This is a genomic window from Kosakonia sp. YIM B13588, assembly GCF_042788165.1.
In the GTDB taxonomy this organism is placed as follows: Bacteria; Pseudomonadota; Gammaproteobacteria; order Enterobacterales; family Enterobacteriaceae; genus Kosakonia; species Kosakonia sacchari.
Genome location: NZ_JBHZPO010000015.1, coordinates 55,408 through 80,377, shown reverse-complemented (window position 1 = coordinate 80,377; position 24,970 = coordinate 55,408). Strand labels below are relative to the sequence as shown.

26 protein-coding genes are annotated in these 24,970 nt (G+C 54.2%); 14 read left to right on the top strand and 12 right to left on the bottom strand.

What is annotated here, in order from left to right:
- From hslV to rraA, 4 genes are all read left to right on the top strand, one after another.
- Nucleotides 1–531 (top strand): ATP-dependent protease subunit HslV, encoded by a 531-nt coding sequence (hslV, locus tag ACFX4U_RS20955; RefSeq protein WP_020455959.1) that lies wholly within the window; start codon nt 1–3, stop codon nt 529–531.
- 9 nt (nt 532–540) lie between these two features.
- On the top strand, nt 541–1,872 hold the full coding sequence (gene hslU, locus ACFX4U_RS20950) for an HslU--HslV peptidase ATPase subunit (RefSeq protein WP_305737478.1): 1,332 nt from the start codon (nt 541–543) through the stop codon (nt 1,870–1,872).
- 66 nt (nt 1,873–1,938) lie between these two features.
- Nucleotides 1,939–2,868, top strand: coding sequence for a 1,4-dihydroxy-2-naphthoate polyprenyltransferase (gene menA, locus ACFX4U_RS20945; RefSeq protein WP_313508317.1), 930 nt, complete (start codon nt 1,939–1,941; stop codon nt 2,866–2,868).
- A gap of 92 nt (nt 2,869–2,960) precedes the next feature.
- Complete coding sequence (rraA, locus tag ACFX4U_RS20940) at nt 2,961–3,446, top strand: ribonuclease E activity regulator RraA (protein WP_017459639.1); 486 nt, start codon at nt 2,961–2,963, stop codon at nt 3,444–3,446.
- A 177-nt stretch (nt 3,447–3,623) separates the two neighbouring features.
- Here rraA and zapB read toward each other — a convergent pair whose 3' ends face one another.
- Complete coding sequence (gene zapB, locus ACFX4U_RS20935) at nt 3,624–3,869, bottom strand: septal ring assembly protein ZapB (RefSeq protein ID WP_086873298.1); 246 nt, start codon at nt 3,867–3,869, stop codon at nt 3,624–3,626.
- Between the two features lie 494 nt (nt 3,870–4,363).
- On the opposite strand from zapB, the gene ACFX4U_RS20930 reads away from it, so the two are divergent.
- The 4 genes from ACFX4U_RS20930 (at nt 4,364) to fpr (ending at nt 8,702) form a co-directional block, all read left to right on the top strand.
- Nucleotides 4,364–5,212: an MIP/aquaporin family protein gene (locus ACFX4U_RS20930; protein ID WP_200553164.1), complete on the top strand. Its 849-nt coding sequence runs from the start codon at nt 4,364–4,366 to the stop codon at nt 5,210–5,212.
- A gap of 21 nt (nt 5,213–5,233) precedes the next feature.
- Complete coding sequence (glpK, locus tag ACFX4U_RS20925; protein WP_313508316.1) at nt 5,234–6,742, top strand: glycerol kinase GlpK; 1,509 nt, start codon at nt 5,234–5,236, stop codon at nt 6,740–6,742.
- Nucleotides 6,743–6,848: 106 nt separating this feature from the next.
- Nucleotides 6,849–7,859, top strand: coding sequence for a class II fructose-bisphosphatase (gene glpX / locus ACFX4U_RS20920; RefSeq protein ID WP_313508315.1), 1,011 nt, complete (start codon nt 6,849–6,851; stop codon nt 7,857–7,859).
- 96 nt (nt 7,860–7,955) lie between these two features.
- Nucleotides 7,956–8,702, top strand: a complete 747-nt coding sequence (gene fpr, locus ACFX4U_RS20915; protein WP_313508314.1) for a ferredoxin--NADP(+) reductase — start codon at nt 7,956–7,958, stop codon at nt 8,700–8,702.
- Here the strand turns inward: fpr and ACFX4U_RS20910 are convergent, their stop codons facing one another.
- The gene (locus ACFX4U_RS20910) at nt 8,703–9,122 is read right to left on the bottom strand and encodes a DUF805 domain-containing protein (RefSeq protein ID WP_200553167.1); all 420 of its coding nucleotides are present in this window, start codon (nt 9,120–9,122) and stop codon (nt 8,703–8,705) included. It lies immediately after the preceding gene.
- Nucleotides 9,123–9,235: 113 nt separating this feature from the next.
- On the opposite strand from ACFX4U_RS20910, the gene ACFX4U_RS20905 reads away from it, so the two are divergent.
- On the top strand, nt 9,236–9,835 hold the full coding sequence (locus tag ACFX4U_RS20905) for a YiiQ family protein (RefSeq protein WP_175274224.1): 600 nt from the start codon (nt 9,236–9,238) through the stop codon (nt 9,833–9,835).
- 107 nt (nt 9,836–9,942) lie between these two features.
- Complete coding sequence (gene tpiA, locus ACFX4U_RS20900; RefSeq protein ID WP_313508313.1) at nt 9,943–10,710, top strand: triose-phosphate isomerase; 768 nt, start codon at nt 9,943–9,945, stop codon at nt 10,708–10,710.
- A gap of 39 nt (nt 10,711–10,749) precedes the next feature.
- Here the strand turns inward: tpiA and ACFX4U_RS20895 are convergent, their stop codons facing one another.
- From ACFX4U_RS20895 to cpxP, 6 genes are all read right to left on the bottom strand, one after another.
- On the bottom strand, nt 10,750–12,054 hold the full coding sequence (locus ACFX4U_RS20895; protein ID WP_313508312.1) for an SLC13 family permease: 1,305 nt from the start codon (nt 12,052–12,054) through the stop codon (nt 10,750–10,752).
- A 73-nt stretch (nt 12,055–12,127) separates the two neighbouring features.
- Nucleotides 12,128–12,886, bottom strand: coding sequence for a CDP-diacylglycerol diphosphatase (locus tag ACFX4U_RS20890; protein WP_313508311.1), 759 nt, complete (start codon nt 12,884–12,886; stop codon nt 12,128–12,130).
- 124 nt (nt 12,887–13,010) lie between these two features.
- Complete coding sequence (locus ACFX4U_RS20885) at nt 13,011–14,000, bottom strand: sulfate ABC transporter substrate-binding protein (RefSeq protein WP_131412893.1); 990 nt, start codon at nt 13,998–14,000, stop codon at nt 13,011–13,013.
- A 147-nt stretch (nt 14,001–14,147) separates the two neighbouring features.
- Complete coding sequence (gene pfkA / locus ACFX4U_RS20880; RefSeq protein ID WP_061499376.1) at nt 14,148–15,110, bottom strand: 6-phosphofructokinase; 963 nt, start codon at nt 15,108–15,110, stop codon at nt 14,148–14,150.
- Nucleotides 15,111–15,320: 210 nt separating this feature from the next.
- Nucleotides 15,321–16,205: a CDF family cation-efflux transporter FieF gene (gene fieF / locus ACFX4U_RS20875; RefSeq protein WP_305737485.1), complete on the bottom strand. Its 885-nt coding sequence runs from the start codon at nt 16,203–16,205 to the stop codon at nt 15,321–15,323.
- Nucleotides 16,206–16,355: 150 nt separating this feature from the next.
- A complete protein-coding gene (cpxP, locus tag ACFX4U_RS20870; RefSeq protein ID WP_313508319.1) occupies nt 16,356–16,859 on the bottom strand; it encodes a cell-envelope stress modulator CpxP in 504 nt (167 codons plus the stop codon).
- A gap of 151 nt (nt 16,860–17,010) precedes the next feature.
- On the opposite strand from cpxP, the gene cpxR reads away from it, so the two are divergent.
- A complete protein-coding gene (gene cpxR, locus ACFX4U_RS20865) occupies nt 17,011–17,709 on the top strand; it encodes an envelope stress response regulator transcription factor CpxR (RefSeq protein WP_305737486.1) in 699 nt (232 codons plus the stop codon).
- The gene (gene cpxA, locus ACFX4U_RS20860; RefSeq protein ID WP_200553175.1) at nt 17,706–19,079 is read left to right on the top strand and encodes an envelope stress sensor histidine kinase CpxA; all 1,374 of its coding nucleotides are present in this window, start codon (nt 17,706–17,708) and stop codon (nt 19,077–19,079) included. Before cpxR ends, cpxA begins: the two co-directional genes overlap by 4 nt.
- 34 nt (nt 19,080–19,113) lie before the next feature.
- Here cpxA and yiiM read toward each other — a convergent pair whose 3' ends face one another.
- The gene (gene yiiM / locus ACFX4U_RS20855) at nt 19,114–19,788 is read right to left on the bottom strand and encodes a 6-hydroxyaminopurine reductase (protein ID WP_313508310.1); all 675 of its coding nucleotides are present in this window, start codon (nt 19,786–19,788) and stop codon (nt 19,114–19,116) included.
- 161 nt (nt 19,789–19,949) lie between these two features.
- Between yiiM and ACFX4U_RS20850 the strand changes: the two genes are divergently transcribed.
- Nucleotides 19,950–20,843, top strand: coding sequence for a dihydrodipicolinate synthase family protein (locus ACFX4U_RS20850; RefSeq protein ID WP_313508309.1), 894 nt, complete (start codon nt 19,950–19,952; stop codon nt 20,841–20,843).
- Nucleotides 20,844–20,879: 36 nt separating this feature from the next.
- On the opposite strand, the gene kdgT is transcribed toward ACFX4U_RS20850, so the two are convergent.
- Nucleotides 20,880–21,863 (bottom strand): 2-keto-3-deoxygluconate transporter, encoded by a 984-nt coding sequence (kdgT, locus tag ACFX4U_RS20845; RefSeq protein ID WP_131412905.1) that lies wholly within the window; start codon nt 21,861–21,863, stop codon nt 20,880–20,882.
- A 255-nt stretch (nt 21,864–22,118) separates the two neighbouring features.
- Nucleotides 22,119–22,739 carry a superoxide dismutase [Mn] gene (gene sodA, locus ACFX4U_RS20840; protein ID WP_017459659.1) on the bottom strand — a complete coding sequence of 207 codons (621 nt, stop codon included), beginning with the start codon at nt 22,737–22,739 and terminating at the stop codon, nt 22,119–22,121.
- A gap of 289 nt (nt 22,740–23,028) precedes the next feature.
- Here sodA and rhaT point away from each other — a divergent pair, with 289 nt between their 5' ends.
- Nucleotides 23,029–24,063, top strand: a complete 1,035-nt coding sequence (rhaT, locus tag ACFX4U_RS20835) for an L-rhamnose/proton symporter RhaT (RefSeq protein ID WP_305737489.1) — start codon at nt 23,029–23,031, stop codon at nt 24,061–24,063.
- Here the strand turns inward: rhaT and rhaR are convergent, their stop codons facing one another.
- Complete coding sequence (rhaR, locus tag ACFX4U_RS20830; protein ID WP_065369760.1) at nt 24,064–24,912, bottom strand: HTH-type transcriptional activator RhaR; 849 nt, start codon at nt 24,910–24,912, stop codon at nt 24,064–24,066.
- Nucleotides 24,913–24,970: the final 58 nt, after the last annotated feature.

The following is a 24,970-nucleotide window of genomic DNA, read 5'->3' as shown; positions in this document are numbered from 1 at the left end:
GTGACAACAATCGTAAGCGTACGCCGTAACGGCCATGTCGTTATCGCTGGTGATGGCCAGGCCACACTGGGCAACACCGTAATGAAAGGCAACGTGAAAAAAGTCCGCCGCCTGTATAACGACAAAGTCATTGCGGGCTTTGCCGGCGGCACGGCTGATGCCTTCACTCTGTTTGAATTATTCGAACGCAAACTGGAAATGCACCAGGGTCATCTGGTGAAAGCGGCTGTCGAACTGGCAAAGGACTGGCGCACCGATCGCATGCTGCGCAAGCTGGAAGCACTGTTGGCGGTAGCCGACGAAACCGCGTCGCTGATCATCACCGGTAACGGCGATGTGATCCAGCCGGAAAATGACCTGATCGCCATCGGTTCCGGCGGGCCATACGCCCAGGCCGCTGCCCGCGCGTTGCTGGAAAACACCGAGCTTGGCGCACGTGAAATTGCTGAGAAGGCGTTGGGAATTGCAGGCGATATCTGCATCTACACCAACCACTTCCACACCATCGAAGAATTAGCCTATAAAGCGTAAGGATCTCCCATGTCTGAAATGACCCCACGCGAAATTGTCAGCGAACTGGACAAACACATTATCGGCCAGGACGCGGCGAAGCGTTCTGTGGCGATTGCCCTGCGTAACCGCTGGCGCCGCATGCAGCTTGATGAAGAGCTGCGCCATGAAGTCACACCGAAAAACATTCTGATGATCGGCCCAACCGGCGTCGGTAAAACCGAAATTGCCCGCCGTCTGGCAAAACTGGCCAACGCGCCGTTTATCAAAGTTGAAGCGACCAAGTTCACCGAAGTCGGCTACGTTGGGAAAGAAGTGGATTCTATCATCCGCGATCTGACCGATGCAGCAGTGAAAATGGTGCGTAGTCAGTCGATCGAGAAAAACCGCTACCGTGCGGAAGAGATGGCCGAAGAGCGCATTCTCGACGTGTTGATCCCTCCGGCGAAAAACAATTGGGGCCAGCCGGAACAAGCCGCTGAACCTTCCGCTGCGCGCCAGTCTTTCCGCAAAAAGCTGCGCGAAGGCCAGCTCGACGACAAAGAGATTGAAATCGATCTCGCTGCCGCGCCGATGGGCGTTGAAATTATGGCGCCTCCAGGCATGGAGGAGATGACCAATCAGCTCCAGTCCATGTTCCAGAACCTGGGCGGCCAGAAGCAGAAACCGCGTAAGCTGAAAATCAAAGACGCGATGAAGCTGCTGATTGAAGAAGAAGCGGCGAAGCTGGTAAATCCGGAAGAGCTGAAGCAGGACGCTATCGAAGCCGTTGAGCAGCACGGGATCGTGTTTATCGATGAGATCGACAAAATCTGTAAACGCGGCAATACCTCTGGCCCGGATGTTTCCCGCGAAGGTGTGCAGCGCGATCTGCTGCCGCTGGTGGAAGGCTGCACCGTGTCGACCAAACACGGGATGGTGAAAACCGACCACATTCTGTTTATTGCCTCTGGTGCGTTCCAGATTGCCAGCCCGTCGGATCTGATCCCAGAGCTGCAAGGCCGTTTGCCAATCCGCGTTGAGTTGAAAGCGTTAACCACGGAAGATTTCGAGCGCATCCTGACCGAGCCAAACGCGTCTGTCACCGTACAGTACAAAGCGCTGATGGCGACCGAAGGCGTAAACATTGATTTCACCGACGACGGCATTAAACGTATTGCTCAGGCCGCATGGCAGGTGAACGAAACCACCGAAAACATTGGTGCGCGTCGTTTGCATACTGTGCTGGAACGTCTGATGGAAGATATCTCTTATGACGCCAGCGATCTGGGCGGTGAGACGATCATCATTGATGCAGACTATGTGAGTAAGCATCTTGATGCTTTAGTGGCAGATGAAGATCTGAGCCGTTTTATCTTATAATCCCGGTCACAACGTTTTCATCACACTCGATGGGGGCTTATGCCCCCATTTTTGTTGGCTGACCTTATGAACGAAACGCAATCTCTTAGCCTCACCCAGGCCTGGCTGGAAAGCCTGCGACCGAAAACATTACCGCTGGCTTTCGCCGCGATTGTCGTTGGCACAGTGCTGGCCTGGTGGCAGGGCTATTTTGATCCGCTGGTGGCGGTGCTCGCGCTTATCACCGCAGGATTGCTGCAAATCCTCTCCAACCTTGCCAATGATTACGGCGATGCGGTCAAAGGCAGCGATAAACCGGATCGCATTGGTCCGTTGCGCGGCATGCAAAAAGGGGCAATCTCCCTTGCGCAGATGAAGCGCGCGCTGATGATTGTCATCGTGCTGAGCTGTATCTCCGGGCTGCTGCTGGTAACCGCAGCGACACAAACGATGGCGGATTTCATCGGCTTCCTTGCGCTCGGAGGGCTGTCGATTATTGCCGCCATCACTTACACCATCGGCAAACGTCCATATGGTTATCTTGGTCTTGGCGATATCTCGGTGCTACTTTTCTTCGGCTGGATAAGCGTAATGGGCAGTTGGTATTTGCAGACGCATATGCTGATCCCGGCCGTTATTCTGCCCGCGACCGCCTGTGGCCTGCTGGCGACGGCGGTGCTGAATATCAATAATCTGCGCGATATCGAAAGCGACCGCGAAAACGGCAAAAATACGCTTGTCGTCCGTTTAGGACCGATTAATGCACGCCGTTACCACGCCGGTCTGCTGATTGGTGCGCTGTTATGCCTTGCGCTGTTTAACCTGTTTTCGCTGCAAAGCCTGTGGGGCTGGCTGTTTGTGCTGGCTGCGCCGCTGCTTATCAAACAGGCGCGCTTTGTGCTGCGCGAGCTTGACCCGCGCGCCATGCCGCCGATGCTGGAACGCACGGTAAAAGGCGCACTGTTAACTAATTTATTGTTTGTATTAGGAATAATCATCAGTCAAACGCATTTTTAACTGATAAATGTCAACGAACAATTGATGATTTTGCCAACAGCGCGTGATGCGCGATATACTGACGGTTCTCGCAGCAACTGAACGCTAATCCTATGAAATACGATACTTCTGAGCTTTGTGATATTTACCAGGAAGAGATCAACGTCGTGGAACCGCTGTTCTCCAATTTTGGCGGACGGTCGTCGTTTGGCGGACAAATCATCACGGTGAAATGTTTCGAGGATAACGGGTTGCTGTACGATCTGCTCGAACAAAACGGCCGTGGTCGCGTCTTGCTGGTCGACGGCGGTGGTTCAATGCGTCGTGCGTTAATCGACGCGGATCTCGCCCGCACTGCGGTGCAAAACGAGTGGGAAGGGATTGTGGTCTATGGCTCAGTACGCCAGGTAGACGACCTTGAAGAGCTGGATATTGGTATTCAGGCGATTGCCGCCATTCCGGTTGGCGCAGCGGGCGAAGGCATCGGTGAAAGCGACGTGCGCGTCAATTTCGGCGGCGTAACCTTCTTCTCCGGCGACCATCTTTATGCCGATAACACCGGCATTATCCTTTCCGAAGATCCCCTCGATATCGAGTAAAAAAAGGGCACCGTCAGGTGCCCTTTTTCTTTTTGCCGGATGGCGTTTCGCTTATCCGACATCGGTACTTTCACTACAAATTTCGCGCTCGCGCTTTAGCTAAGCCCGTTTTCCCGGCAAACACAGTCACCGGGGTGAATACGCGCAGCTAACGCCGCGACAGCACGAAAAGCGTAATCAGACTTCTTCCATACGTCCCAGCAGCGCCTGCAAGCGCTCCTGCCAGCCGTGTTGCTGCTCTCTCAGCTGGTGGTTTTCACGCTCCAGCTCTTCACGGCTCTGCTGAGCAGACTGAACGTCCTGCGCCAGGCTATTGTTTTTCTCTTTCAGCTCTTCGATTTCCATCTGCAGCAGCGTGATGGTATCAATCGCCTGCTGCACCTTCGCTTCCAGTTTTTCAAACACTTCTAATGACATTGTCATACCTCTCCTGAGTTGCAAGGCGCTGATGGATATACACTTGATTCTTCGCGTTGCAGGTGCGTCGCCGCTTTCCTGCAACCCGAATGATTCGTGTCTTTAAAAATCCCCGTCCCGAAAATCGGCGACGCCTTATGATATTGAGCGGATCTCGCTTGTCCCCGATTGTATGAAGCCCACCAGCCCCTGTCCAGCGCGGAGCCGCGCTGTTTGCGCTTTGCAACACTTTTCGTCCTCATCCTGGTGCAACGCGCGCGCCTACCACTAAATTGTTAAGGCCTGGGTTACAAAAATGATTCAGCTCACATTTCGCTATGGTGCAAAAACGCGCTTCAGCGCTCGAAAACGCTCATTTTATTGACGCAGTACACACATTTTAATTTCGATATTTCTCGTTTTTGCTCGTTAACGATAAATTAACACTATGTCTACACGACATCATGGGGGAGCGATCGCCCGTGCTAACAATAACCATTACTCTTTTGCAGGATCCGATTATGAGTCAGACATCAACCTTAAAAGGCCAGTGCATCGCCGAGTTTCTCGGCACCGGGTTGTTGATTTTCTTCGGTGTCGGCTGTGTCGCGGCGTTGAAAGTGGCTGGCGCCACCTTCGGCCAATGGGAAATCAGTATCATCTGGGGCTTGGGCGTGGCGATGGCCATCTACCTGACCGCAGGGGTTTCCGGCGCACATCTGAACCCGGCTGTGACTATTGCATTATGGCTCTTCGCTAGTTTTGATGGGCGCAAAGTTGTTCCCTTCATCATTTCTCAGTTTGCCGGCGCGTTTTGCGCGGCTGCACTTGTTTACGGGCTTTACTACAATCTTTTCTTCGATTTCGAACACACGCACAATATGGTGCGCGGCAGTGTTGAAAGCCTTGATCTGGCTGGTATTTTCTCAACCTACCCGAACCCGCACATCAACTTTGTACAGGCCTTCGCCGTTGAAATGGTGATTACCGCTGTACTGATGGGCGTGATCATGGCGTTAGGTGATGACGGTAACGGTATTCCGCGCGGCCCGCTGGCACCTTTGCTGATCGGTTTATTGATTGCGGTTATCGGTGCATCAATGGGCCCGCTGACCGGATTCGCCATGAACCCGGCACGTGATCTTGGTCCGAAAACATTCGCCTGGCTTGCTGGCTGGGGCAACGTTGCCTTTACCGGTGGCAAAGATATTCCCTACTTCCTCGTCCCGCTGTTCGGGCCGATCGTAGGCGCGGCGCTTGGCGCATTCGGTTATCGTAAACTGATTGGTCGCCATCTGCCGTCTGGAACCAGTGAGGCGGCGGAAGAAAAAGGCACCGCCTCCACGACTCAACAAAAAGCTTCGCTGTAATGTGACTACGGGAACATAACCATGACTGACAAAAAATATATCGTTGCGCTCGACCAGGGCACTACCAGCTCCCGCGCCGTCGTGATGGATCATGACGCCAACATCATCAGCGTCTCACAGCGCGAGTTTGAACAAATTTATCCGAAGCCAGGCTGGGTTGAGCACGACCCAATGGAAATCTGGGCATCGCAGAGCTCTACGCTGGTCGAAGTGTTAGCGAAAGCGGATATCAATTCCGACGAGATCGCCGCCATCGGCATCACTAACCAGCGTGAAACCGCGATCGTCTGGGAACGTGAAACCGGCAAGCCGATTTACAACGCGATTGTCTGGCAGTGCCGCCGCACCGCAGATATTTGCGAAAAACTGAAACGCGACGGCATGGAAGAGTATGTACGCAATGCCACTGGTCTGGTGGTTGACCCGTATTTCTCTGGTACCAAAGTGAAATGGATCCTCGATCACGTTGAAGGCTCTCGCGAACGTGCGAAACGCGGCGAATTGCTGTTCGGTACCGTTGATACCTGGCTTATCTGGAAAATGACCCAGGGCCGCGTACACGTGACGGATTACACCAACGCCTCGCGTACCATGCTGTTCAATATCCACGAGCTGGACTGGGACGACAAAATGCTGGAAGCGCTGGATATCCCGCGCGCCATGCTGCCGCAAGTGCGTAAATCCTCTGAAGTTTACGGCCAGACCAACATTGGTGGTAAAGGCGGTACTCGTATTCCTATCGCTGGTATCGCGGGTGACCAGCAGGCGGCGCTGTTTGGCCAGCTGTGCGTGAAAGAAGGGATGGCAAAAAACACCTATGGTACCGGCTGCTTTATGCTGATGAACACCGGCGAGAAAGCAGTGAAATCCGAACATGGTCTGCTGACCACTATCGGCTGCGGCCCGAAAGGTGAAGTGAACTATGCGCTGGAAGGCGCAGTGTTTATGGCAGGGGCATCCATTCAGTGGCTGCGTGACGAGATGAAACTTATCAGCGATGCGTTCGACTCCGAATACTTCGCCACCAAAGTGAAAGATACCAACGGTGTGTATGTGGTGCCGGCCTTTACCGGCCTGGGCGCGCCGTACTGGGACCCGTATGCACGCGGGGCTATTTTCGGTCTGACCCGTGGCGTCAACGCGAACCACATTATCCGCGCTACGCTTGAGTCTATCGCCTTCCAGACGCGCGACGTGCTGGAGGCGATGCAGGCAGATTCCGGCATTCGTTTACACGCGCTGCGCGTGGACGGCGGTGCAGTTGCCAACAACTTCCTGATGCAGTTCCAGTCTGACATTCTCGGCACGCGCGTAGAACGTCCGGAAGTGCGTGAAGTTACGGCGCTGGGTGCGGCGTACCTTGCGGGTCTTGCGGTTGGTTTCTGGCAGAATCTGGATGAGCTGCAGGAAAAAGCGGTTATCGAACGTGAATTCCGCCCGGGTATCGAAACCACCGAGCGTAACTTCCGCTACGACGGCTGGAAAAAAGCGGTGAAACGCGCACTGGCGTGGGAAGATCGCGACGAGTAATTGGCTTCAACCTTGCCCTCTCTCCCTGGAGAGAGGGCTGCCCAACAAACCCTCCTCTTCTCGCTGTGATAAACTTCGCTCAATTTCTTTCACTATAGAGTTTGTTATGAGACGAGAACTTGCCATCGAATTCTCCCGCGTGACCGAAGCCGCAGCGCTGGCTGGCTACAAATGGCTGGGGCGTGGCGATAAGAACACGGCGGATGGCGCAGCGGTTAACGCTATGCGCATCATGCTCAACAATGTCGACATTGACGGCACCATCGTGATCGGTGAAGGCGAAATCGATGAAGCGCCAATGCTGTTTATCGGTGAAAAAGTCGGCACCGGTAAAGGTGACGCAGTCGATATCGCCGTTGACCCGATCGAAGGGACACGCATGACGGCGATGGGCCAGGCCAACGCGCTGGCGGTGCTGGCGGTCGGCGATAGGGGCTGTTTCCTGAATGCGCCGGATATGTACATGGAAAAACTGATTGTTGGTCCTGGTGCGAAAGGCGCTATCGATCTCAATCTGCCGCTGGCTGATAACCTGCGCAATGTCGCTGCTGCGCTCGGCAAACCGCTGAGCGAACTGACGGTCACTATTCTGGCTAAACCGCGCCACGACGCCACCATTGCCGAAATGCAGGCGCTGGGCGTACGTGTTTTTGCGATTCCCGATGGCGATGTTGCCGCGTCGATCCTCACTTGCATGCCGGATAGCGAAGTGGACGTCCTGTACGGCATTGGCGGTGCGCCGGAAGGCGTGGTCTCTGCGGCGGTCATCCGCGCGCTTGATGGCGATATGCAGGGCCGTCTGCTGGCGCGCCATCAGGTGAAAGGCGACAACGAAGAGAACCGTCGTATCGGCGAATACGAATTAAAACGTTGCCGCGGAATGGGGATTGAAGCGGGCAATGTGCTACGTCTGGATGAGATGGCGCGCAGCGACAACGTTATTTTCGCCGCCACCGGCATTACCAAAGGCGACCTGCTGGACGGCATCACCCGTAAAGGCAATATCGCCACCACCGAAACGCTGCTGATCCGCGGCAAATCGCGCACCATTCGCCGTATTCAGTCTATTCACTACCTGGATCGCAAAGACCCGGAAGTGCAGCGTCATATACTGTAAGGGTATTTGTTCAATTGAGCTTTCCGGCCTTCGCGGGCTGGAAATCTCATCCGACAGACACGAAGATAAGGCAACGCTACAGAACAGGAGAAAACCATGGCGGACTGGGTATCAGGAAAAGTCACAAAGGTGCAGTTCTGGACCGATGCGCTATTCAGCCTCACCGTTCATGCCCCCGTTCACCCCTTTACTGCCGGACAATTCGCCAAGCTCGGGCTGGAAATTGACGGCGAGCGCGTACAGCGCGCCTACTCTTACGTGAACGCACCGAGCAACCCCGATCTGGAGTTCTATCTCGTTACCGTGCCGGAAGGGAAACTCAGCCCACGCCTGGCCGCGCTCCAGCCGGGAGATGAAGTGCTGCTGGTGAGCGAAGCCGCGGGTTTCTTCGTGCTGGAAGAAGTGCCGGACTGCGACACCTTGTGGATGCTGGCAACCGGCACCGCGATTGGGCCGTACCTGTCGATTTTGCAGGAAGGCAAAGATCTGGAGCGCTTCAAAAACCTGGTGCTGGTACATGCGGTGCGCTATGCGGCGGATTTAAGTTATTTGCCGCTGATGCTGGAGCTGCAAAAGCGCTACGAAGGGAAATTGCGGATTCAGACAGTAGTTAGCCGGGAAACCCTTTCCGGTTCGCTGACCGGGCGCGTTCCGGCGCTGATTGAAAGCGGTGCGCTGGAAGAGGCCGTTGGGCTGGCGTTGAACGCCGAAACCAGCCATGTAATGCTGTGCGGCAACCCGCAAATGGTGCGCGATACCACACAGTTACTGAAAGATACCCGGCAGATGGCAAAACACCTGCGCCGCCGCCCGGGGCATATCACCGCCGAACACTATTGGTGATCAACGGTACTTCACATCCAGCGTCTCTTTGCCGTATTTGTTTTCCCCCTGGGTGCCAACAAACGCGCCCAGGTCAATCAGCATCATGACGATAATCACTACCGGGATCAGACGTCCCACCGTCCACTCCAGCGTACCGCCCAGCACTTGCCAGTTACCCGAAAGCAGCATCCACGCCAGCACCATCAGCAAGCCCCACGCCCCGTGGCGACCCCGGTCATGCAGACGTTTTACCATCACGCAGGTTGTCGGCCAGATCAGACATACAAGGATAAATGCCGCCATCTGAAAATCGAGCATGCCGCCGTTGGCCAGCGTGAACAGCACCGTCATACTCAACACCCACAGGATCACCCAGACCCAAAAATCGCGACGCCCAATGCGCCCTTTAAAAGAGAACAACCACTGCTGTATGCCCATGTAAGGCTCCTTATTATCGTAGTGCTGCGTAGTTTACCCTGGCGGCGGGAGTTTTTGACAAGCCAGCCCGATATCGTTTTAATCGTGAGCAAACTCAACAGAGGGCGATGTGAATGAAAGCATGGCGTTATCCCATTTGGCTGCTCTTTTCCGCGCTGATTTTCAGCATGCCGATTCATGCAGAAGAACCGCCGACCGCCACCACTGCGCCCTATTTATTGCCGGGCGCGCCGACATTTGATCAGTCGATTAGTCAGTTTCGCGAGAAATTCAATACCGATAACCCGACGCTGGCGCTCAGTGAATTTCGCGCGGTGGATAGTCGGGGCGATCAGGCAAACCTGACGCGCGCAGCCACGAAAATCAATGATTATCTCTACGCCTCGACGGCGCTGGAGCGCGGCACGCTGAAAATCAAATCGATGCAGATAACCTGGCTGCCGGTGCAAGGCCCAGAGCAAAAAGCGGCAAAAGCAAAGGCTCAGGAGTATATGGCGGCGTTTATCCGCGCCTTTTCACCGACGCTAACTGCGGCGCAAAGTACGCAAAAGCTGCAAAAATTGCTGACTAACGGCAAAAACAAACCTTACTACGCCGAAACGGAAGGCGCGATTCGCTATGTGGTGGCAGACAACGGCGAAAAAGGGCTGACCTTCGCTGTTGAACCGATTAAGCTGACGCTATCTGATTCGCTGGAAGAGAACAATAAATGACAAAAAGCAAAGCCTTTCAGGGGATGAATCTCTATACTGTTTCACAGACCATGCTGCCCTGAGGGGCGGCCATATTCCTTAATTCGCCAAGCGCGTGGAGAGTAAAAATGCGACATCCTTTAGTGATGGGTAACTGGAAACTGAACGGCAGCCGCCACATGGTAAACGAACTGGTTGCAAACCTGCGTACCAAGCTGGCTGGCGTAACGGGTTGTGCTGTCTCAATCGCTCCGCCGGAAATGTACCTCGATCTGGCTAAACATGCCGCTGACGGCAGCCACATCGTACTGGGCGCGCAAAACGTTGACGTTAACCTGTCTGGCGCATTCACCGGCGAAACCTCTGCCGAAATGCTAAAAGATATTGGCGCGAAATACATCATCATCGGCCACTCTGAGCGCCGTACTTACCACAAAGAATCCGACGAGTTGATCGCGAAAAAATTCGCAGTGCTGAAAGCGCAGGGTCTGACGCCGGTTCTGTGCATCGGTGAAACCGAAGCAGAAAACGAAGCCGGTAAAACCGAAGAAGTCTGCGCACGTCAGATCGACGCCGTGCTGAAAACGCAGGGCGCGGCGGCATTCGAAGGCGCGGTAATCGCCTACGAACCAGTTTGGGCCATCGGTACCGGCAAATCCGCTACCCCGGCACAGGCGCAGGCTGTTCACAAATTTATCCGTGACCACATTGCTAAAGCCGACGCGAAAGTGGCTGAACAAGTGATCATTCAGTACGGCGGTTCCGTTAACGCTGGCAACGCTGCTGAGCTGTTCACCCAGCCGGATATCGACGGCGCACTGGTTGGCGGCGCATCCCTGAAAGCTGACGCTTTCGCGGTGATCGTTAAAGCGGCAGAAGCTGCAAAACAGGCGTAATTCTGTTTACCCTCTCCCGGCCCGGGAGAGGGTTTTACCTCACAATTTCCCCAGCACGCTAAACCACGCGTAATCCAGCGGTAACAACACCAGATACGTCACCACTGCCAGCGCCAGACAGAGCAGCATCCCCGATCGCGCCGGTACTTTGCCGAGCGCCATCGCCACCACAATCGGTGACGCCTGATACGGCAACAGCGGCGTGGAATATCCCAGCACCTGAATCATGATCACTGACAACAACGGAAAACCGGTGGCGTCGGCAAAACTCTGCGCAAGCGTAGTAAACAGCGCCGGTACGCCGTTAGCGGTCATAATAAAATTCAGGGCGGTGGTAATGCCGGTTAGCGCCAGGAAACTGGTGAACGGCCGCGCCGGATCGAGCGGCATCACATGCAGCAAGGCTTCACCGACAGCGCTACCGATCCCGGTTTGCGTCACGGTAATCGCCAGGCCGAGAATTCCCGCCACATAGATACAAGTGCGAATGTTCACACCGCTGGAAAATTCATCACCCGTGATAAAACCCACGCGCGGCAGCAGCGTCACGCAGGCAGCAGCAAGCCCCGTCCACGCAGGGCCGATGCCATGCCAGCTTTCGGTAACCCAAAGCGTTAGCACCACCGCCAGCATCCACGCCAGCCGTTTCTCTGCCCGGCTCATCGGTTCAGAAGGGGCTTGCTCGCGGGGCGCACGTGGCTGACCAGGAAAAAGCCAGCAAATCAGACCAATCAAAATCAGCCCTTTTAAAATACCAAGTACCGGCGTGTGCAGCAGCAGATAAGGCACATAGTTTAGATGAATGCCGTACGAGCCTTCTGCCGCACCGCTCATCACCAGGTTTGGCACGTTGGCGGGCAAAATGGTCGCCGATAATTGAAAAGTGCCAAAACCGACCGCCAGCGCCAGCCCGTACCACGAACGAGTTCCTTCGTTAATGCCCGCACGCGCCGCCATTGCCGCGACAATCGGCATCAACAGCGCAATGCGCCCCATGTTCGAAGGCATCACAAACGCCAGTGCGTAACTGAGCAGTACGACGCTTGCGACCATTTGCAGCCACGAGTCGGTCAGCCTTGCCGATAACGCTCTCGCCGCCCGATCCGCCAGGCCGGTTTTACGTATTGCCACACCGAGCACAAAACCGCTGAACACCAGCCAGAAGGCCGATGAAGCGAAACCGCCAAAAATGACCTCCGGAGGCGCAATTTTCGCCACCATCGCCGCCGTAAAAAACAGCAGCGCGGTGATAAATTCCGGCAATAACGAGGTTGCCCACAGCACGATGGTGATGCCGACAATGACAGAGGGAAGGAACAGAGGGTGAGAAAGCCAGAGCGACATGCCTGTCTCCTGTAGATTTTTTCAGCAAGTCTACGGTGACAGGCAGGCGGAGTAAACGTGAATTATGGTGGGGTTATTTCAGGATATCGCATTGATGATCCTGAATTTCCTCTGCCGATGCGCGGTTTAGCGCTAACAGATCACGCTCGGTGGCCAGCAGCACAAACGAGCCATCAGCCTGTTGTGCCATTGCCAGCGCGAAGCGGCCCATATGCGCTTTTGCTTCCGGCACTTCTTCAGCCAGCATCACAAACGGGCTGCGTTGCACCAACTCCGCTTCTGTCACGCGGCGCGCTAAATATTGATGACCGAGCAGGCCGCCCGGAAACGCCAGCCACTGGCTGCTGATACGTGCGGCATTGTCATTCAGTTGCGTACGCACATCGGAACGCAAGCAGGAGATATGAATATGGAAATGGTTCTGTGTGCGCCCGGAGCGTGAATTAATGGTCAACGAGATCGCATTATCCGGCACCGCGCTGCCACGCAACTTGCTCATCACATCGCGGGATTGCCACGCCTGCCAGAAGAAGTTGGGCGTGGTCGGTTGCAGCAGCAACGGACTTTCCGTGCCGTTGATGCGATACGTCGGCATCAGCAAAAATTGCAGCGGCCCATTGCGATCTTTCATCAACACATAGCCGCTTTTCAGATTCACCTGGGCGCAGGGTTTTGGCGAGTTATGCTCGCGCATGTTCGGTAAACATTGTTCGGTGACAATATGGCGCAGCGCATCCGGGTTACCGCTGTTTTTAAACCATAGCCACGCTCCCGCCGCGGCCAGTAAGGCCAGCACCAACAGAATAATGACGATGCGACGCACTGTTTTCATTTTTTCCGCTTCCTTTGCTGAAAGAACCGGAATGATAGCGCAAATTGCACGGCAAGTTGGAAATCCTGGATTTTACGCAGGTGAAAAGCAAAAACGCCCTCTTACGAGGGCGTTTGGGGGGAGATTAACGTTTACTGATTTGGTCGAACGTACCGCCGTTGGAGAAGTGCTCTTTTTGCGCCTTTGTCCAGCCACCGAACACATCATCAATGGTGAAAAGTTTCAGTTTCGGGAACGCGTTGGCGTATTTCGCCGCCACCTGCGCATCACGCGGGCGATAGAAGTTCTTCGCGGCGATCTCCTGACCTTCCGGCGAGTAGAGATATTTCAGGTAGGCTTCCGCTACTTTCTCAGTGCCTTTCTTCTCTGCCACTTTGTCGACAACGGAGACGGTCGGTTCCGCGAGGATAGATTCGCTCGGGGTGACAATTTCAAATTTGTCTTTGCCCAGTTCGTTCGTTGCCAGCAGCGCTTCGTTTTCCCACGCAATCAGTACATCACCGATACCGCGCTCAACGAAAGTATTGGTCGCACCGCGCGCACCGGAATCCAGCACTTCTACGTTTTTAAACAGCGCCTTGACGAACTCCTGCGCTTTTGCCTGATCGCCACCGTTCTGATGCAGCGCATAGCCCCAGGCCGCCAGATAGTTCCAGCGCGCGCCACCGGAGCTTTTCGGATTCGGTGTGATCACTGAAACGCCAGGTTTAATCAGATCGTTCCAGTCATGAATTTGTTTCGGGTTGCCTTTACGCACCAGGAAAACGATGGTCGACGTGTACGGAGCGGAGTTGTCTGGCAGGCGTTTGATCCAGTTTTTATCGATACGGCCACGTTCTGCAATTGCGTCAACATCGTAGGCCAGCGCCAGGGTTACCACATCGGCGTCGATACCGTTGATAACCGATGTTGCCTGTTTGCCGGAACCGCCATGGGACTGACGGATCACAACGTTGTCGCCAGTCTCTTGTTTCCAGTGCGCGCTGAAAGCTTTGTTGTACTGCTCATACAACTCGCGCGTTGGATCGTAAGAGACGTTTAATAACTGGATATCCTTTGCCAGAACGCTGGTAGAAGCCAGCAGTAATGTAATCCCCAAGCCCCATTTATTCATCGCCCACTCTCTTAAGGTTATCGATTTTGATGTCGTCAGACTGCCAGAAAGACATCCAATGATTAAAGAATAAAAAAAGATTGGCTATAACTTTGGGGAATAAATCAGGATAAAAAAACGCCCTCGCTATTGAGGGCGTTTTTGCATTTAGTAGAGTTTTTTCGCGCAGTCGAGCCAGTCGCCTTTGAATGGGCGTTTCATGTTCTCTATAGCGTCGATGATGTCGTGATGCACCATTTTTTCGTTCTGAATACCGACGCAACGACCGCCGTAACCCTGTAACAGCAGCTCGATCGCATAAGAACCCATACGGGAAGCCAGAATGCGGTCGTAAGGCACTGGAGAACCGCCGCGCTGAATATGGCCAAGAACAGTGGCACGGGTTTCACGCTCGGTTTCGCTTTCGATGTACTTCGCCAGCTCGTCGATATCGCAGATATGCTCGGTAATCGCCACGATGGCGTGTTTTTTACCTTTGGCGATACCCGCTTTGATCTCTGCGACCAGGTCTTCACGGTTGAATTCCACTTCCGGAAGTACGATAAATTCGCAGCCGCCCGCAATCGCCGCCGCCAGCGTCAGGTCGCCGCAGTAGCGCCCCATCACTTCAACGATGGAGATACGCTGGTGAGAAGAAGAGGTGTCACGCAGGCGGTCGATGGCTTCAACCACGGTTTGCAGCGCGGTGAAGTAGCCGATAGTGTAGTCAGTACCCGCCACGTCATTATCGATGGTGCCCGGCAGACCGATGCACGGGAAACCCATTTCAGTCAGGCGCTTAGCACCCATGTAGGAACCGTCGCCGCCGATAACAACCAGCGCGTCGATACCGCGTTTTTTCATGTTCTCAATAGCCACGGCGCGGATATGCTCTTCACGGAATTCCGGGAAGCGGGCGGAGCCGAGGAATGTACCGCCGCGGTTGATCATGTCGGACACGCTGTAGCGGTCAAGTTGGATCATGCGGTCTTCATACAGGCCGAGGTAACCATCATAGATACCTGCTACTTCCAGACCTTCTGTCAATGCTGCGCGGACGACACCGCGGATCGCGGCATTCATGCCTGGCGCATCACCGCCACTTGTCAACACACCGATTTTTTTAATCATGACTACCTCTGAACTTAGGAATGCAAAATAAAATTCTGTGGCCCGAAGCGACTCCCCTGTGGGAGCGAACAACTATGCTGCTATGGTGCAAATAGTATATCAATCCCAGCTTGCTGAATTGATTCAGGTCAGACCAAATGGCGGTAATTTATACACAAAAAGTTGGTCTGGCTCACTTTTTTACAACGAAATACGAAAGCCTCTACGTGCTTATCGTCCTTGAGGTACTACCGAACAAGGATCCTGATGGATTATCACATCAGAACCCGGGAAACGTTGCAGAATCGCCTGTTCTACCTGCTCAGCAATAAGATGCGCCTGAACGAGCGGCAGGTTATCTTCCATTTCCAGATGTATTTGAATAAAGCGGGTCGGCCCTGACTGCCGCGTGCGAAGATCGTGAGCGCCGCTGACGCCCGGCCAGGAGGTGACAATGGTGAAAATTTCCTGTCGCTCTTCGTCGGGTAAAGCTCTGTCCAGCAATGCCTGAACTGCGTCATACCCCATGCGTAACGCGCTATACAAAATATAGCTGCCAATACCCAACGCAAACAATGCATCTGCACGATGCCATCCATACCAGGAGAGCCCCAGCGCGATGAGAATTGCGCCGTTCATCATAACATCAGACTGATAATGAAGCATATCCGCCCGCACCGCCTGGCTGTGGGTTTTCCGCACTACCCAGCGCTGAAAAGTGACAAGGATCACAGTGCTAAACAGCGCGATCAACGTGACCGTAATACCAATGCCAGCATCACGAAGCGGTTCAGGCTTAGCAAGGTGCTGAATACCGGTCAAAAACAGGAACAAGGCTGACCCAGAAATAAACATACTTTGTGCCAGCGCCGCCAGCGATTCCGCCTTTCCGTGACCGAATGTGTGCTCTTCGTCGGCGGGTTGCAGCGAATAGCGTACAACTAACAAGTTGGTTAGCGACGCGGCGATATCCACCAGCGAATCAACCAGCGCCGCCAAAATACTGACCGAACCGGTGAACCACCATGCGAAGATTTTAATTACCAGCAGTGACGATGCCATGACGGTCGCCGCAACCGCTGCCCGGGTGACCAGACGCCCATAGGATTGATTCATAAACGCTCCTGCTTGGATCCAGCAGGGATTATAACGAAAGCCAGGCAACAGCAATGGGGAAATTAAGCGGTGGAATTGCGGGCAAAAAAAACCCCCACATCATGTGGGGGAAGACAGGGATGGTGTCTATGGCAAGGAAAACAGGGTTTGTTACTGGTAATGCCGGGTACTACTGCTACTTAAAACTGTCGACGAAGAACTTTGTTGCATCTGTGCGATTTCGCGCAGTTGCGTCATCCGTTGCTGGTGTTTCTGGTTTAAAACCGCTTGCTGCTCCGGCGTAAGCAGGTTGTACATCTGGTTGCGGACTTTCGCCATTTCAACCTGACGAGCGACTTGCTCCTGCGCCATCTTTTCTGCCTGAGCGCGCACAGCGTTTTCATCAAAATTTTCTGCGGTGACAAGGCGATGCATTGTCTCCATTTCGCTAACATTTACAGGAGGCTGATCGTGCCGCGCCTGTCTCATTAAATCCCGCATCTGCTGACGCTGATGTTCGGTTAAATTAATACCGTCGAACATATGGCTCTGAACACTGCGCTGTGCAAACCCATCAATCGGGTGCCAGTTATCGCCTGTTACGACGCCAGCAGCCTGGCTAACGGTGCTAAACGCCAGCGTTGAGGCCATGACGGCAGCGGTAACGATGCGCATCATTTACTCCAGTAACCTTTTCGTCTCACGATTCAACGATAATCAGTCTACGATTCAGGCTGCAAACATGCGTCAGGGGGTGTAAAACAACGTAAAGTCATGGATTAGCGAGTCTTGATGACGTAATTTCTGCCTCGGAGGTATTTAAACAATGAATAAAATCCTTTTAGTAGATGATGACCGAGAGCTTACTTCCTTGTTAAAGGAGCTACTCGACATGGAAGGTTTCAACGTGCTCGTTGCCCATGACGGGGAGCAGGCGCTCGACCTCCTCGACGACAGCATCGACCTGCTTTTGCTTGATGTCATGATGCCGAAGAAAAACGGTATCGACACACTTAAAGAGCTACGCCAGACACACCAGACACCGGTCATTATGCTGACCGCCCGCGGCAGCGAACTCGATCGCGTTCTCGGCCTTGAGCTGGGCGCGGATGACTATCTGCCAAAACCGTTTAACGATCGTGAATTAGTCGCGCGTATTCGCGCAATCTTGCGCCGCTCGCACTGGAGCGAGCAGCAGCAAAACAATGATAACGGCTCACCCACGCTTGAAGTGGACGCGCTGAGTCTTAATCCGGGTCGTCAGGAAGCCAGCTTTGCAGGCCAGGCGCTGGAACTAACCGGCACCGAATTCACGCTGCTTTACTTGCTGGCGCAACATTTAGGCCAGGTGGTATCACGTGAACATCTGAGCCAGGAAGTGCTGGGTAAACGTTTAACGCCGTTCGACCGCGCTATTGATATGCACATTTCCAATCTGCGCCGCAAACTGCCGGAGCGTAAAGATGGGCATCCGTGGTTTAAAACCCTGCGTGGCCGCGGTTATCTGATGGTGTCCGCTTCATGATAGGAAGTTTGACCGCCCGCATCTTTGCCATTTTCTGGTTAACGCTGGCGCTGGTATTGATGCTGGTTTTGATGGTGCCAAAGCTGGACTCCCGTCAGATGACGGAGCTGCTGGACAGCGAGCAGCGTCAGGGCGTGATGATTGAACAGCATGTTGAAGCGGAACTGTCGAACGACCCGCCGAACGATCTGATGTGGTGGCGCAGGCTTTTCCGCGCCATCGACAAATGGGCGCCGCCGGGTCAACGTCTGCTGCTGGTGACCAGCGAAGGGCGCGTCATTGGTGCCGAACGCAACGAGATGCAGATCATCCGTAACTTCATCGGCCAGGCGGACAACTCCGACCATCCGCAGAAGAAGAAATATGGCCGGGTCGAAATGGTAGGGCCCTTCTCCGTTCGCGACGGGGAAGATAACTACCAACTCTATCTGATTCGTCCCGCCAGCAGTTCGCAATCTGACTTTATCAACCTGTTGTTTGACCGCCCGTTATTGCTGCTGATTGTCACCATGCTGATCAGCTCGCCGCTGCTGTTGTGGCTGGCGTGGAGCCTGGCGAAACCGGCGCGGAAGCTGAAAAATGCGGCGGATGAAGTGGCGCAAGGCAACTTGCGGCAGCATCCGGAACTGGAATCCGGGCCGCAGGAGTTTCTGGCCGCCGGAGCGAGTTTCAACCAGATGGTGACGGCGCTCGAACGCATGATGACCGCACAGCAGCGACTGCTTTCCGATATCTCGCACGAACTGCGTACACCGCTCACACGCTTACAGCTCGGCACCGCCCTGCTGCGTCGCCGCAGCGGCGAAAGCAAAGAGCTGGAACGCATTGAAACTGAAGCACAGCGGCTGGACAGCATGATCAACGATCTGCTGGTGATGTCGCGCAATCAGCAGAAAAACGCGCTGGTCAGCGAAACGGTGAAAGCCAATCAGATGTGGAATGAGGTGCTGGATAACGCGGCGTTTGAAGCGGAGCAGATGGGCAAATCCCTGACCATCAATTTCCCGCCGGGCCCGTGGCCGCTGTACGGTAACCCCAGCGCGCTGGAAAGCGCGGTTGAAAACATTGTGCGCAACGCGCTGCGCTACTCGCACAGCAAAATCGAAGTCAGTTTCGCGGTGGATAAAGACGGCATCACCATTAACGTGGACGATGACGGCCCCGGCGTCAGCGCGGAAGACAGGGAACAGATTTTCCGCCCTTTCTACCGTACCGACGAAGCGCGCGATCGCGAGTCCGGCGGCACAGGCCTTGGCCTGGCGATTGTCGAAACCGCGATCCAGCAGCATCGAGGTTGGGTAAAAGCAGACGACAGCCCACTCGGCGGTTTGCGCCTGACGATATGGCTGCCGTTATATAAACGCGCTTGATAACTCGCCCTCTCCGCTCACCGGAGGGGGCGTTTTATTTTCCCAACAACCTGCGTGAATTATCTTCAATCTTGCCGCTCAAACGCCGCTTTTGCATCGTACGCGTCCAGCTCGCCGACAACCCTGCAGCCGCCAGCAGTCGATGATATTGCTCGTCGTCAAACGGCTGAAACCAGGCTATCGCCGCCGCGTCATAGACGCTGACATCGCTCACGCGTGAAACTAGTTCCAGCGGCGCTTGCGCCGACACATTGCCACCCGCAATCACCCGATAAAGCCAGCCAATGCGGCCGCTGGACTGCATCTGCGCTGACATGTCGCTGATGCCAAAGTGGAAATTGAGTTTGAAACAGGGCGAACGCGGCTGCGTCACCTGAATCAGCGCGTCGCCCCAGCGAAAGATATCGCCGATAAAGACATTTTTTTCTGTCAGACCGCTGGTGGAAAGATTCTCGCCAAATGCGGGCGCGCAAAACAACGCCGCCTGCTGCGGAAACATCTGCGCCCAGTGCGCATAGTGTTCTCGCGGGTAGTGACACAACGCGCGATCTGTTCCGCCGTGGTAACTTTTTTCCGCCTGCTCGTCCCCGGCAATGCCGGTTTCAGTGAGCATGAGTTCGCCTTCAACCTGCAATTTTGCGATGGCGCTCGGTCGGCTGCCCTGATAATCCCTTATTTTTCCTACAAACACGTCAACCGGATGTTGCATATTCCCTCCAACAGGCTTCGTTCATCACGTTATTACACCACAATTGTTCGCAGACCAAACCTGCAAAAATGAGACATTCGTGCACGTGCGCGCTGCGGTGCCGTGCTATCACTTACCTTACGCTTTTGAAACATGATTTCATTAATCGAGGAGGCAGTGACGTGACGCAAACAATCCCCTTTTCCGGCGTCTGGTGTCCTTCCATCACGCCGATGGACAGTGAAGGCAACATCGATCTCAATGGATTAAAGCAGCATATTACCCGCCTGACGGCGGCGAAAATAGACGTGGTATTGCTGATGGGCAGTATCGGCGAGTTCGCCTCTTTCACACTGGATGAACGAATAATGTTGATTCGTGAAGCGCGCGGCATGTCGCCCATTTCGATGGTGGCTAATGTCTCTTCCACCTGTTTTAACGACATCCTGTGGATGGCCGATGAAGCCTACCGCACCGGCTATGAAGCGGTGATGGTGCTGCCGCCTTATTACTACGGGCAAACCAGCAACCAGCTTTTAAGCTACTTTCGCGCGCTGGGCAAAGCGATCAGCGGCAAATGGTTTGCCTATAACTTCCCGGCGCGAACCGGTTGCGATGTAACGCCCGAATTGGTAGCAACGCTGGCCGCCGAATTCCCCGATTTTGTCGGCATTAAAGACACTGTGGATTGCCAGTCGCACACCCGCAATATGATTCTGGCAACGAAGAACGTGCGCGATGATTTCGCAGTGCTATGCGGTTACGACGAATACTTCATTCCCAATCTGCTGGCGGGCGGCGCTGGCGTGATTTCGGGCTTAAACAACGTGATGCCGGAGCTGTTCGTTAAAGCACGGGAAGCGTGGCGGCAAGGTGATTTGGCAACGCTGCATCAGGTACAGCAAGAGATCGGCAAATTTATGTCCATCTACAGCATCGGCGATGATTTTGTTACCACCATCAAAACCGTCGTCTCACGTAAATTTGGTTATTGCACACCCGTCGCCCGTAACTTCGGCGGCGCCCTCAATGAAGATCAGTGCAACATTATCGACACCGTTTTTGCTATCAGCTAATGCAAAAGCCGACCTGTAAAGGTCGGCCTCATTTTGTTATTTCACGGTGTTTCGTATCGACATTTCCGCTTCCGCCCCTTTCACTTTTCGTGACCAGACGGAAGTCAGAATCGGCACCAGGATCGAGGTAACGATCACCGATGTCGCCACCAGCGCGGTCGCCGCTGGCGCCATCGCTTTGAAATCCGGCACCATTTCAGCAATCAGCACCGGCGTTGCCACCGCAGCACCAGCCGAACTGGAGGCTGCCAGGCCCGCTGTGCCGTCACCGCCGCCAATCAGTTTATCGGCAATAATCAGCGGGATCCCGGTAATCACAATCACCGCGACGCCCAGCAAAATCCCCAGCAGCCCGGTTTGTGCTATCACACTTAAATCGATGGTGTTGCCCAGCGCGAAGGCGAAGAACGGAATCAGTGTTTGCACCGCCTTGCTGAAGAACTCGCGCAATTCCGGGTCGAGATTACCCAGCGCGAACCCCACGAGGAATGGCAGCACCGCACCGACAAACACATGCGGTTCAAAAGAGGCGATGCCGGCAGTGCCGAGAATAATCATCGTCATCAATGGACCGGATTCCAGCGACATCAGCACAAATGCCCCGGCCTCTTCTTTGGTGCCGTACTGCTGCATGATGGAGGCATACAACCCGCCGTTGGTCATATCCATCGATGCCACCAGCGCCAGCGTCGATAAACCGGCAAAAAAACCCGCTTCCACGCCATGTTCGGGAATCAACCGCGAAGCGATAGCCGCCACGACCCAGGCAACCACGATTTTCGTCACCACCAGCGTGCCGGATTTACGCAGCACCGTACCGGTCGCGCTCAGTTTGATCGACGCACCCATGCAAAAAAACCACACCGCCAGAATAGGCACCGTGCCGGTAATCATGCCGTTGGTGAATGAACCGAAGTATTTCCCTGCGCCGGGCGCAAAAGTGTGGCACAAGGCACCGATGAACAATGGAACCAGCATCATCCCGCCAGGGATTTTTTCTATTGCACGCTTGATTTGCATATCTTCACCTGTAAAAACCGTTCGATTTTTATGGCGCAGGCACTCCGGTTGAAGGGAACAACAGCCGCGCGGATGAAGAGAGGGTAGACCCGGATTTAGGCGAGAAAAGTGATCAAACAACCATAACAAAACATTATTTCATTATTTTAGGATCATCGTTCCTTTTGTTTTGTGGCGGACAAAAAGAATAAAAAAACCCCGCTGGCAACGCCTGGCGGGGTTTCGACTCACGCGCTAATGCGTGACGAAAGCGGCTTATTTTTTCGCAGCGAAACGCGCAGCAGCTTCGTCCCAGTTCACCACGTTCCAGAACTCTTTGATGTAGTCCGGGCGGCGGTTCTGGAATTTCAGGTAGTAAGCGTGTTCCCACACATCCAGACCCACGATCGGGAAGCCAGACGCGCCAGAGATCGCTTCACCCATCAGCGGGGAATCCTGGTTAGCGGTAGAAACCACAGCCAGTTTGTCGCCTTTCAGCACCAGCCATGCCCAGCCGGAGCCAAAGCGAGTCGCCGCTGCTTTTTCGAATTCAGCTTTGAAATTGTCCACGGAACCGAAATCACGCTCGATAGCGGCTTTCAGATCGCCCTGCAGGGTGGTGCCTTTTTTCAGGCCTTTCCAGAACAGGCTGTGGTTAGCGTGGCCGCCTGCGTTGTTACGCAGTACGGTTTTTTTGTCTGCTGGCAGCTGGTCCAGTTTGGTGATCAGCTCTTCAACCGGCAGGCTGGCGAACTCCGGCAGGCTTTCCAGCGCGGCGTTAGCGTTGTTCACATAGGTCTGGTGATGTTTAGTGTGATGGATTTCCATCGTCTGCTTGTCGAAATGCGGTTCGAGGGCATCGTATGCATACGGCAGAGCGGGCAGTGTATAGCTCATATTCATCTCCATTAAGGGTAAGCGGCTATTGTGTTAACGCCGCGTAAGCAGTTGGTTCATTATAGTTAATTAAATGATATTGAAAATGTTTATCAATGCCGTAGTTTTTATAAGGTTATAACTTTTGGTTATGTTATTGAAATTGTGAAGCCGCTCACCCTCATCACGTGCTCATTGCCAGCCTGCAACGCAACGCGGCAAACGCCTCAAGGTTAATCTTCTGACCGATTTTTACACTCATCAGGTCGGCTGCTCGTATCCCGGCGATAAAAACAAAGAGGATTGTGAAATGAGTAACGCGATTACGATGGGTATTTTTTGGCATTTGATAGGTGCAGCCAGTGCAGCCTGTTTCTATGCCCCGTTTAAAAAGGTAAGAAATTGGTCCTGGGAAACCATGTGGTCAATCGGCGGCATCGTCTCCTGGTTGATTCTTCCCTGGACTATCAGCGCGCTGTTATTGCCTGATTTTTGGGCTTATTTCAGTTCGTTTAGCGCCTCAACTCTGCTGCCGGTGTTTCTTTTCGGCGCAATGTGGGGCATCGGTAACATCAACTATGGCCTGACCATGCGCTACTTAGGCATGTCGATGGGCATTGGTATTGCCATTGGCATTACGCTGATTGTCGGTACGTTGATGACGCCGATCCTCAACGGTCACTTCGACGTGCTGATCAACACCGAAGGCGGTCGGATGACACTGCTGGGTGTGCTGGTAGCGCTGATTGGCGTTGGCATTGTCACCCGTGCCGGTCAGTTGAAAGAGCGCAAAATGGGCATCAAAGCCGAAGAGTTCAACCTGAGAAAAGGGTTAGCGCTGGCGGTGATGTGCGGCGTGTTCTCTGCCGGGATGTCCTTTGCGATGAACGCCGCCAAACCAATGCACGAAGCCGCTGCTGCGCTGGGTATCGATCCGCTCTATACCGCGTTGCCAAGCTATGTAGTGATTATGGGCGGCGGTGCGCTGGTCAACCTGAGCTTCTGCTTTATCCGCCTGGCAAAAGTGAAAGATTTGTCGGTAAAAGCCGACTTCTCGCTGGCAAAAGGGCTGATCATCAGCAATATCCTGCTTTCTGCGCTGGGTGGACTAATGTGGTATCTGCAATTCTTCTTCTACGCCTGGGGCCATGCGCGTATTCCGGGGCAATATGACTACATCAGCTGGATGCTGCATATGAGCTTCTATGTGCTGTGCGGCGGGCTGGTTGGGCTGGTGCTCAAAGAGTGGAAGAATGCCGGACGCCAACCGGTAAGTGTGCTGAGTCTCGGTTGTGTGGTAATCATTGTCGCGGCCAATATCGTCGGCCTCGGCATGGCGAGCTAATCAGGCAGCAACCCGGCTACGATGACGCCACTGACCTGGCGTCATCCCTACCTCGCGGCTAAATACCACCGAAAAGTAGTTACTGTCCTCAAACCCGCACTGCATGGCGATTTCGCTGATCATCTGCTCGGAATGCTGCAACAAAAATTGTGCGTGGCAAATGCGCAACTGGCGCAAATAGTGGTTGATGGTCATCCCGGTTTGAGTACGAAACTGCTGGCGCAGCGCCCGCTCGCTGCACTGTTCCTGTTCACAAAAACGCTCCAGCACAAAGCTACGATTCAGGCTGCCGGAAAGCGCGGTGATTAGCTTATCCAGCAGCGTTTCGCTGTGGGTCGCGGCAAGGTTATCGGTGGCAAAACGGTGGCGTTTTAGGGTCATCACCAGTTGGGCAAACAGGGTTTCCGCCATCAAATTGGCCAGCGGATCGTCCTTCGCGCTCTCATGTTCCAGTTGCGTAATCACCTGCCGCGCCTGCGCCATTCCGCTGCTGCCAATGCGCCAGTGCGGGTTGGACGGTGCGCCGTTAAGCCCCGGAATATGCGCGGCCCAGTCGAGATTCAGCGTCAGCCGGTCCGGACAATAGATAATGTTCTGCAACACCAGGTCATTAACCGAGGCGTAAGAGTGGCAATCTTCGGCGCGGATATAAAACAGATCGCCGCGCGTAATGCGGTAAGGACGGTCATTGAGCACGTGCAAGCCATTGCCGCGCCACACCATTACCAGTTCGCAAAACTCATGGGTATGTTCGGCAAAGACATTTTGCGGGTAGCGATCGGCCACCGCGACCGCCTGTCCGGCGCGCGGGAAAAAGTCTGCTTTACGAAGAATTAACTGACCAGCCACAACGCCACCTCTGCCGTGAACAACCTGACATTATTAACGGAAGCCCGGCAAAAAATCG

What these genes read in the sequence shown, in the direction of transcription:
- hslU (WP_305737478.1), top strand. Translation starts at nt 541, where the DNA reads ATGTCTGAAATGACCCCACGCGAAATTGTCAGCGAACTGGACAAACAC.
- menA (WP_313508317.1), top strand. Translation starts at nt 1,939, where the DNA reads ATGAACGAAACGCAATCTCTTAGCCTCACCCAGGCCTGGCTGGAAAGC.
- rraA (WP_017459639.1), top strand. Translation starts at nt 2,961, where the DNA reads ATGAAATACGATACTTCTGAGCTTTGTGATATTTACCAGGAAGAGATC.
- zapB (WP_086873298.1), bottom strand. Translation starts at nt 3,869, where the DNA reads ATGACAATGTCATTAGAAGTGTTTGAAAAACTGGAAGCGAAGGTGCAG.
- ACFX4U_RS20930 (WP_200553164.1), top strand. Translation starts at nt 4,364, where the DNA reads ATGAGTCAGACATCAACCTTAAAAGGCCAGTGCATCGCCGAGTTTCTC.
- glpK (WP_313508316.1), top strand. Translation starts at nt 5,234, where the DNA reads ATGACTGACAAAAAATATATCGTTGCGCTCGACCAGGGCACTACCAGC.
- glpX (WP_313508315.1), top strand. Translation starts at nt 6,849, where the DNA reads ATGAGACGAGAACTTGCCATCGAATTCTCCCGCGTGACCGAAGCCGCA.
- fpr (WP_313508314.1), top strand. Translation starts at nt 7,956, where the DNA reads ATGGCGGACTGGGTATCAGGAAAAGTCACAAAGGTGCAGTTCTGGACC.
- ACFX4U_RS20910 (WP_200553167.1), bottom strand. Translation starts at nt 9,122, where the DNA reads ATGGGCATACAGCAGTGGTTGTTCTCTTTTAAAGGGCGCATTGGGCGT.
- ACFX4U_RS20905 (WP_175274224.1), top strand. Translation starts at nt 9,236, where the DNA reads ATGAAAGCATGGCGTTATCCCATTTGGCTGCTCTTTTCCGCGCTGATT.
- tpiA (WP_313508313.1), top strand. Translation starts at nt 9,943, where the DNA reads ATGCGACATCCTTTAGTGATGGGTAACTGGAAACTGAACGGCAGCCGC.
- ACFX4U_RS20895 (WP_313508312.1), bottom strand. Translation starts at nt 12,054, where the DNA reads ATGTCGCTCTGGCTTTCTCACCCTCTGTTCCTTCCCTCTGTCATTGTC.
- ACFX4U_RS20890 (WP_313508311.1), bottom strand. Translation starts at nt 12,886, where the DNA reads ATGAAAACAGTGCGTCGCATCGTCATTATTCTGTTGGTGCTGGCCTTA.
- ACFX4U_RS20885 (WP_131412893.1), bottom strand. Translation starts at nt 14,000, where the DNA reads ATGAATAAATGGGGCTTGGGGATTACATTACTGCTGGCTTCTACCAGC.
- pfkA (WP_061499376.1), bottom strand. Translation starts at nt 15,110, where the DNA reads ATGATTAAAAAAATCGGTGTGTTGACAAGTGGCGGTGATGCGCCAGGC.
- fieF (WP_305737485.1), bottom strand. Translation starts at nt 16,205, where the DNA reads ATGAATCAATCCTATGGGCGTCTGGTCACCCGGGCAGCGGTTGCGGCG.
- cpxP (WP_313508319.1), bottom strand. Translation starts at nt 16,859, where the DNA reads ATGCGCATCGTTACCGCTGCCGTCATGGCCTCAACGCTGGCGTTTAGC.
- cpxR (WP_305737486.1), top strand. Translation starts at nt 17,011, where the DNA reads ATGAATAAAATCCTTTTAGTAGATGATGACCGAGAGCTTACTTCCTTG.
- cpxA (WP_200553175.1), top strand. Translation starts at nt 17,706, where the DNA reads ATGATAGGAAGTTTGACCGCCCGCATCTTTGCCATTTTCTGGTTAACG.
- yiiM (WP_313508310.1), bottom strand. Translation starts at nt 19,788, where the DNA reads ATGCAACATCCGGTTGACGTGTTTGTAGGAAAAATAAGGGATTATCAG.
- kdgT (WP_131412905.1), bottom strand. Translation starts at nt 21,863, where the DNA reads ATGCAAATCAAGCGTGCAATAGAAAAAATCCCTGGCGGGATGATGCTG.
- sodA (WP_017459659.1), bottom strand. Translation starts at nt 22,739, where the DNA reads ATGAGCTATACACTGCCCGCTCTGCCGTATGCATACGATGCCCTCGAA.
- rhaT (WP_305737489.1), top strand. Translation starts at nt 23,029, where the DNA reads ATGAGTAACGCGATTACGATGGGTATTTTTTGGCATTTGATAGGTGCA.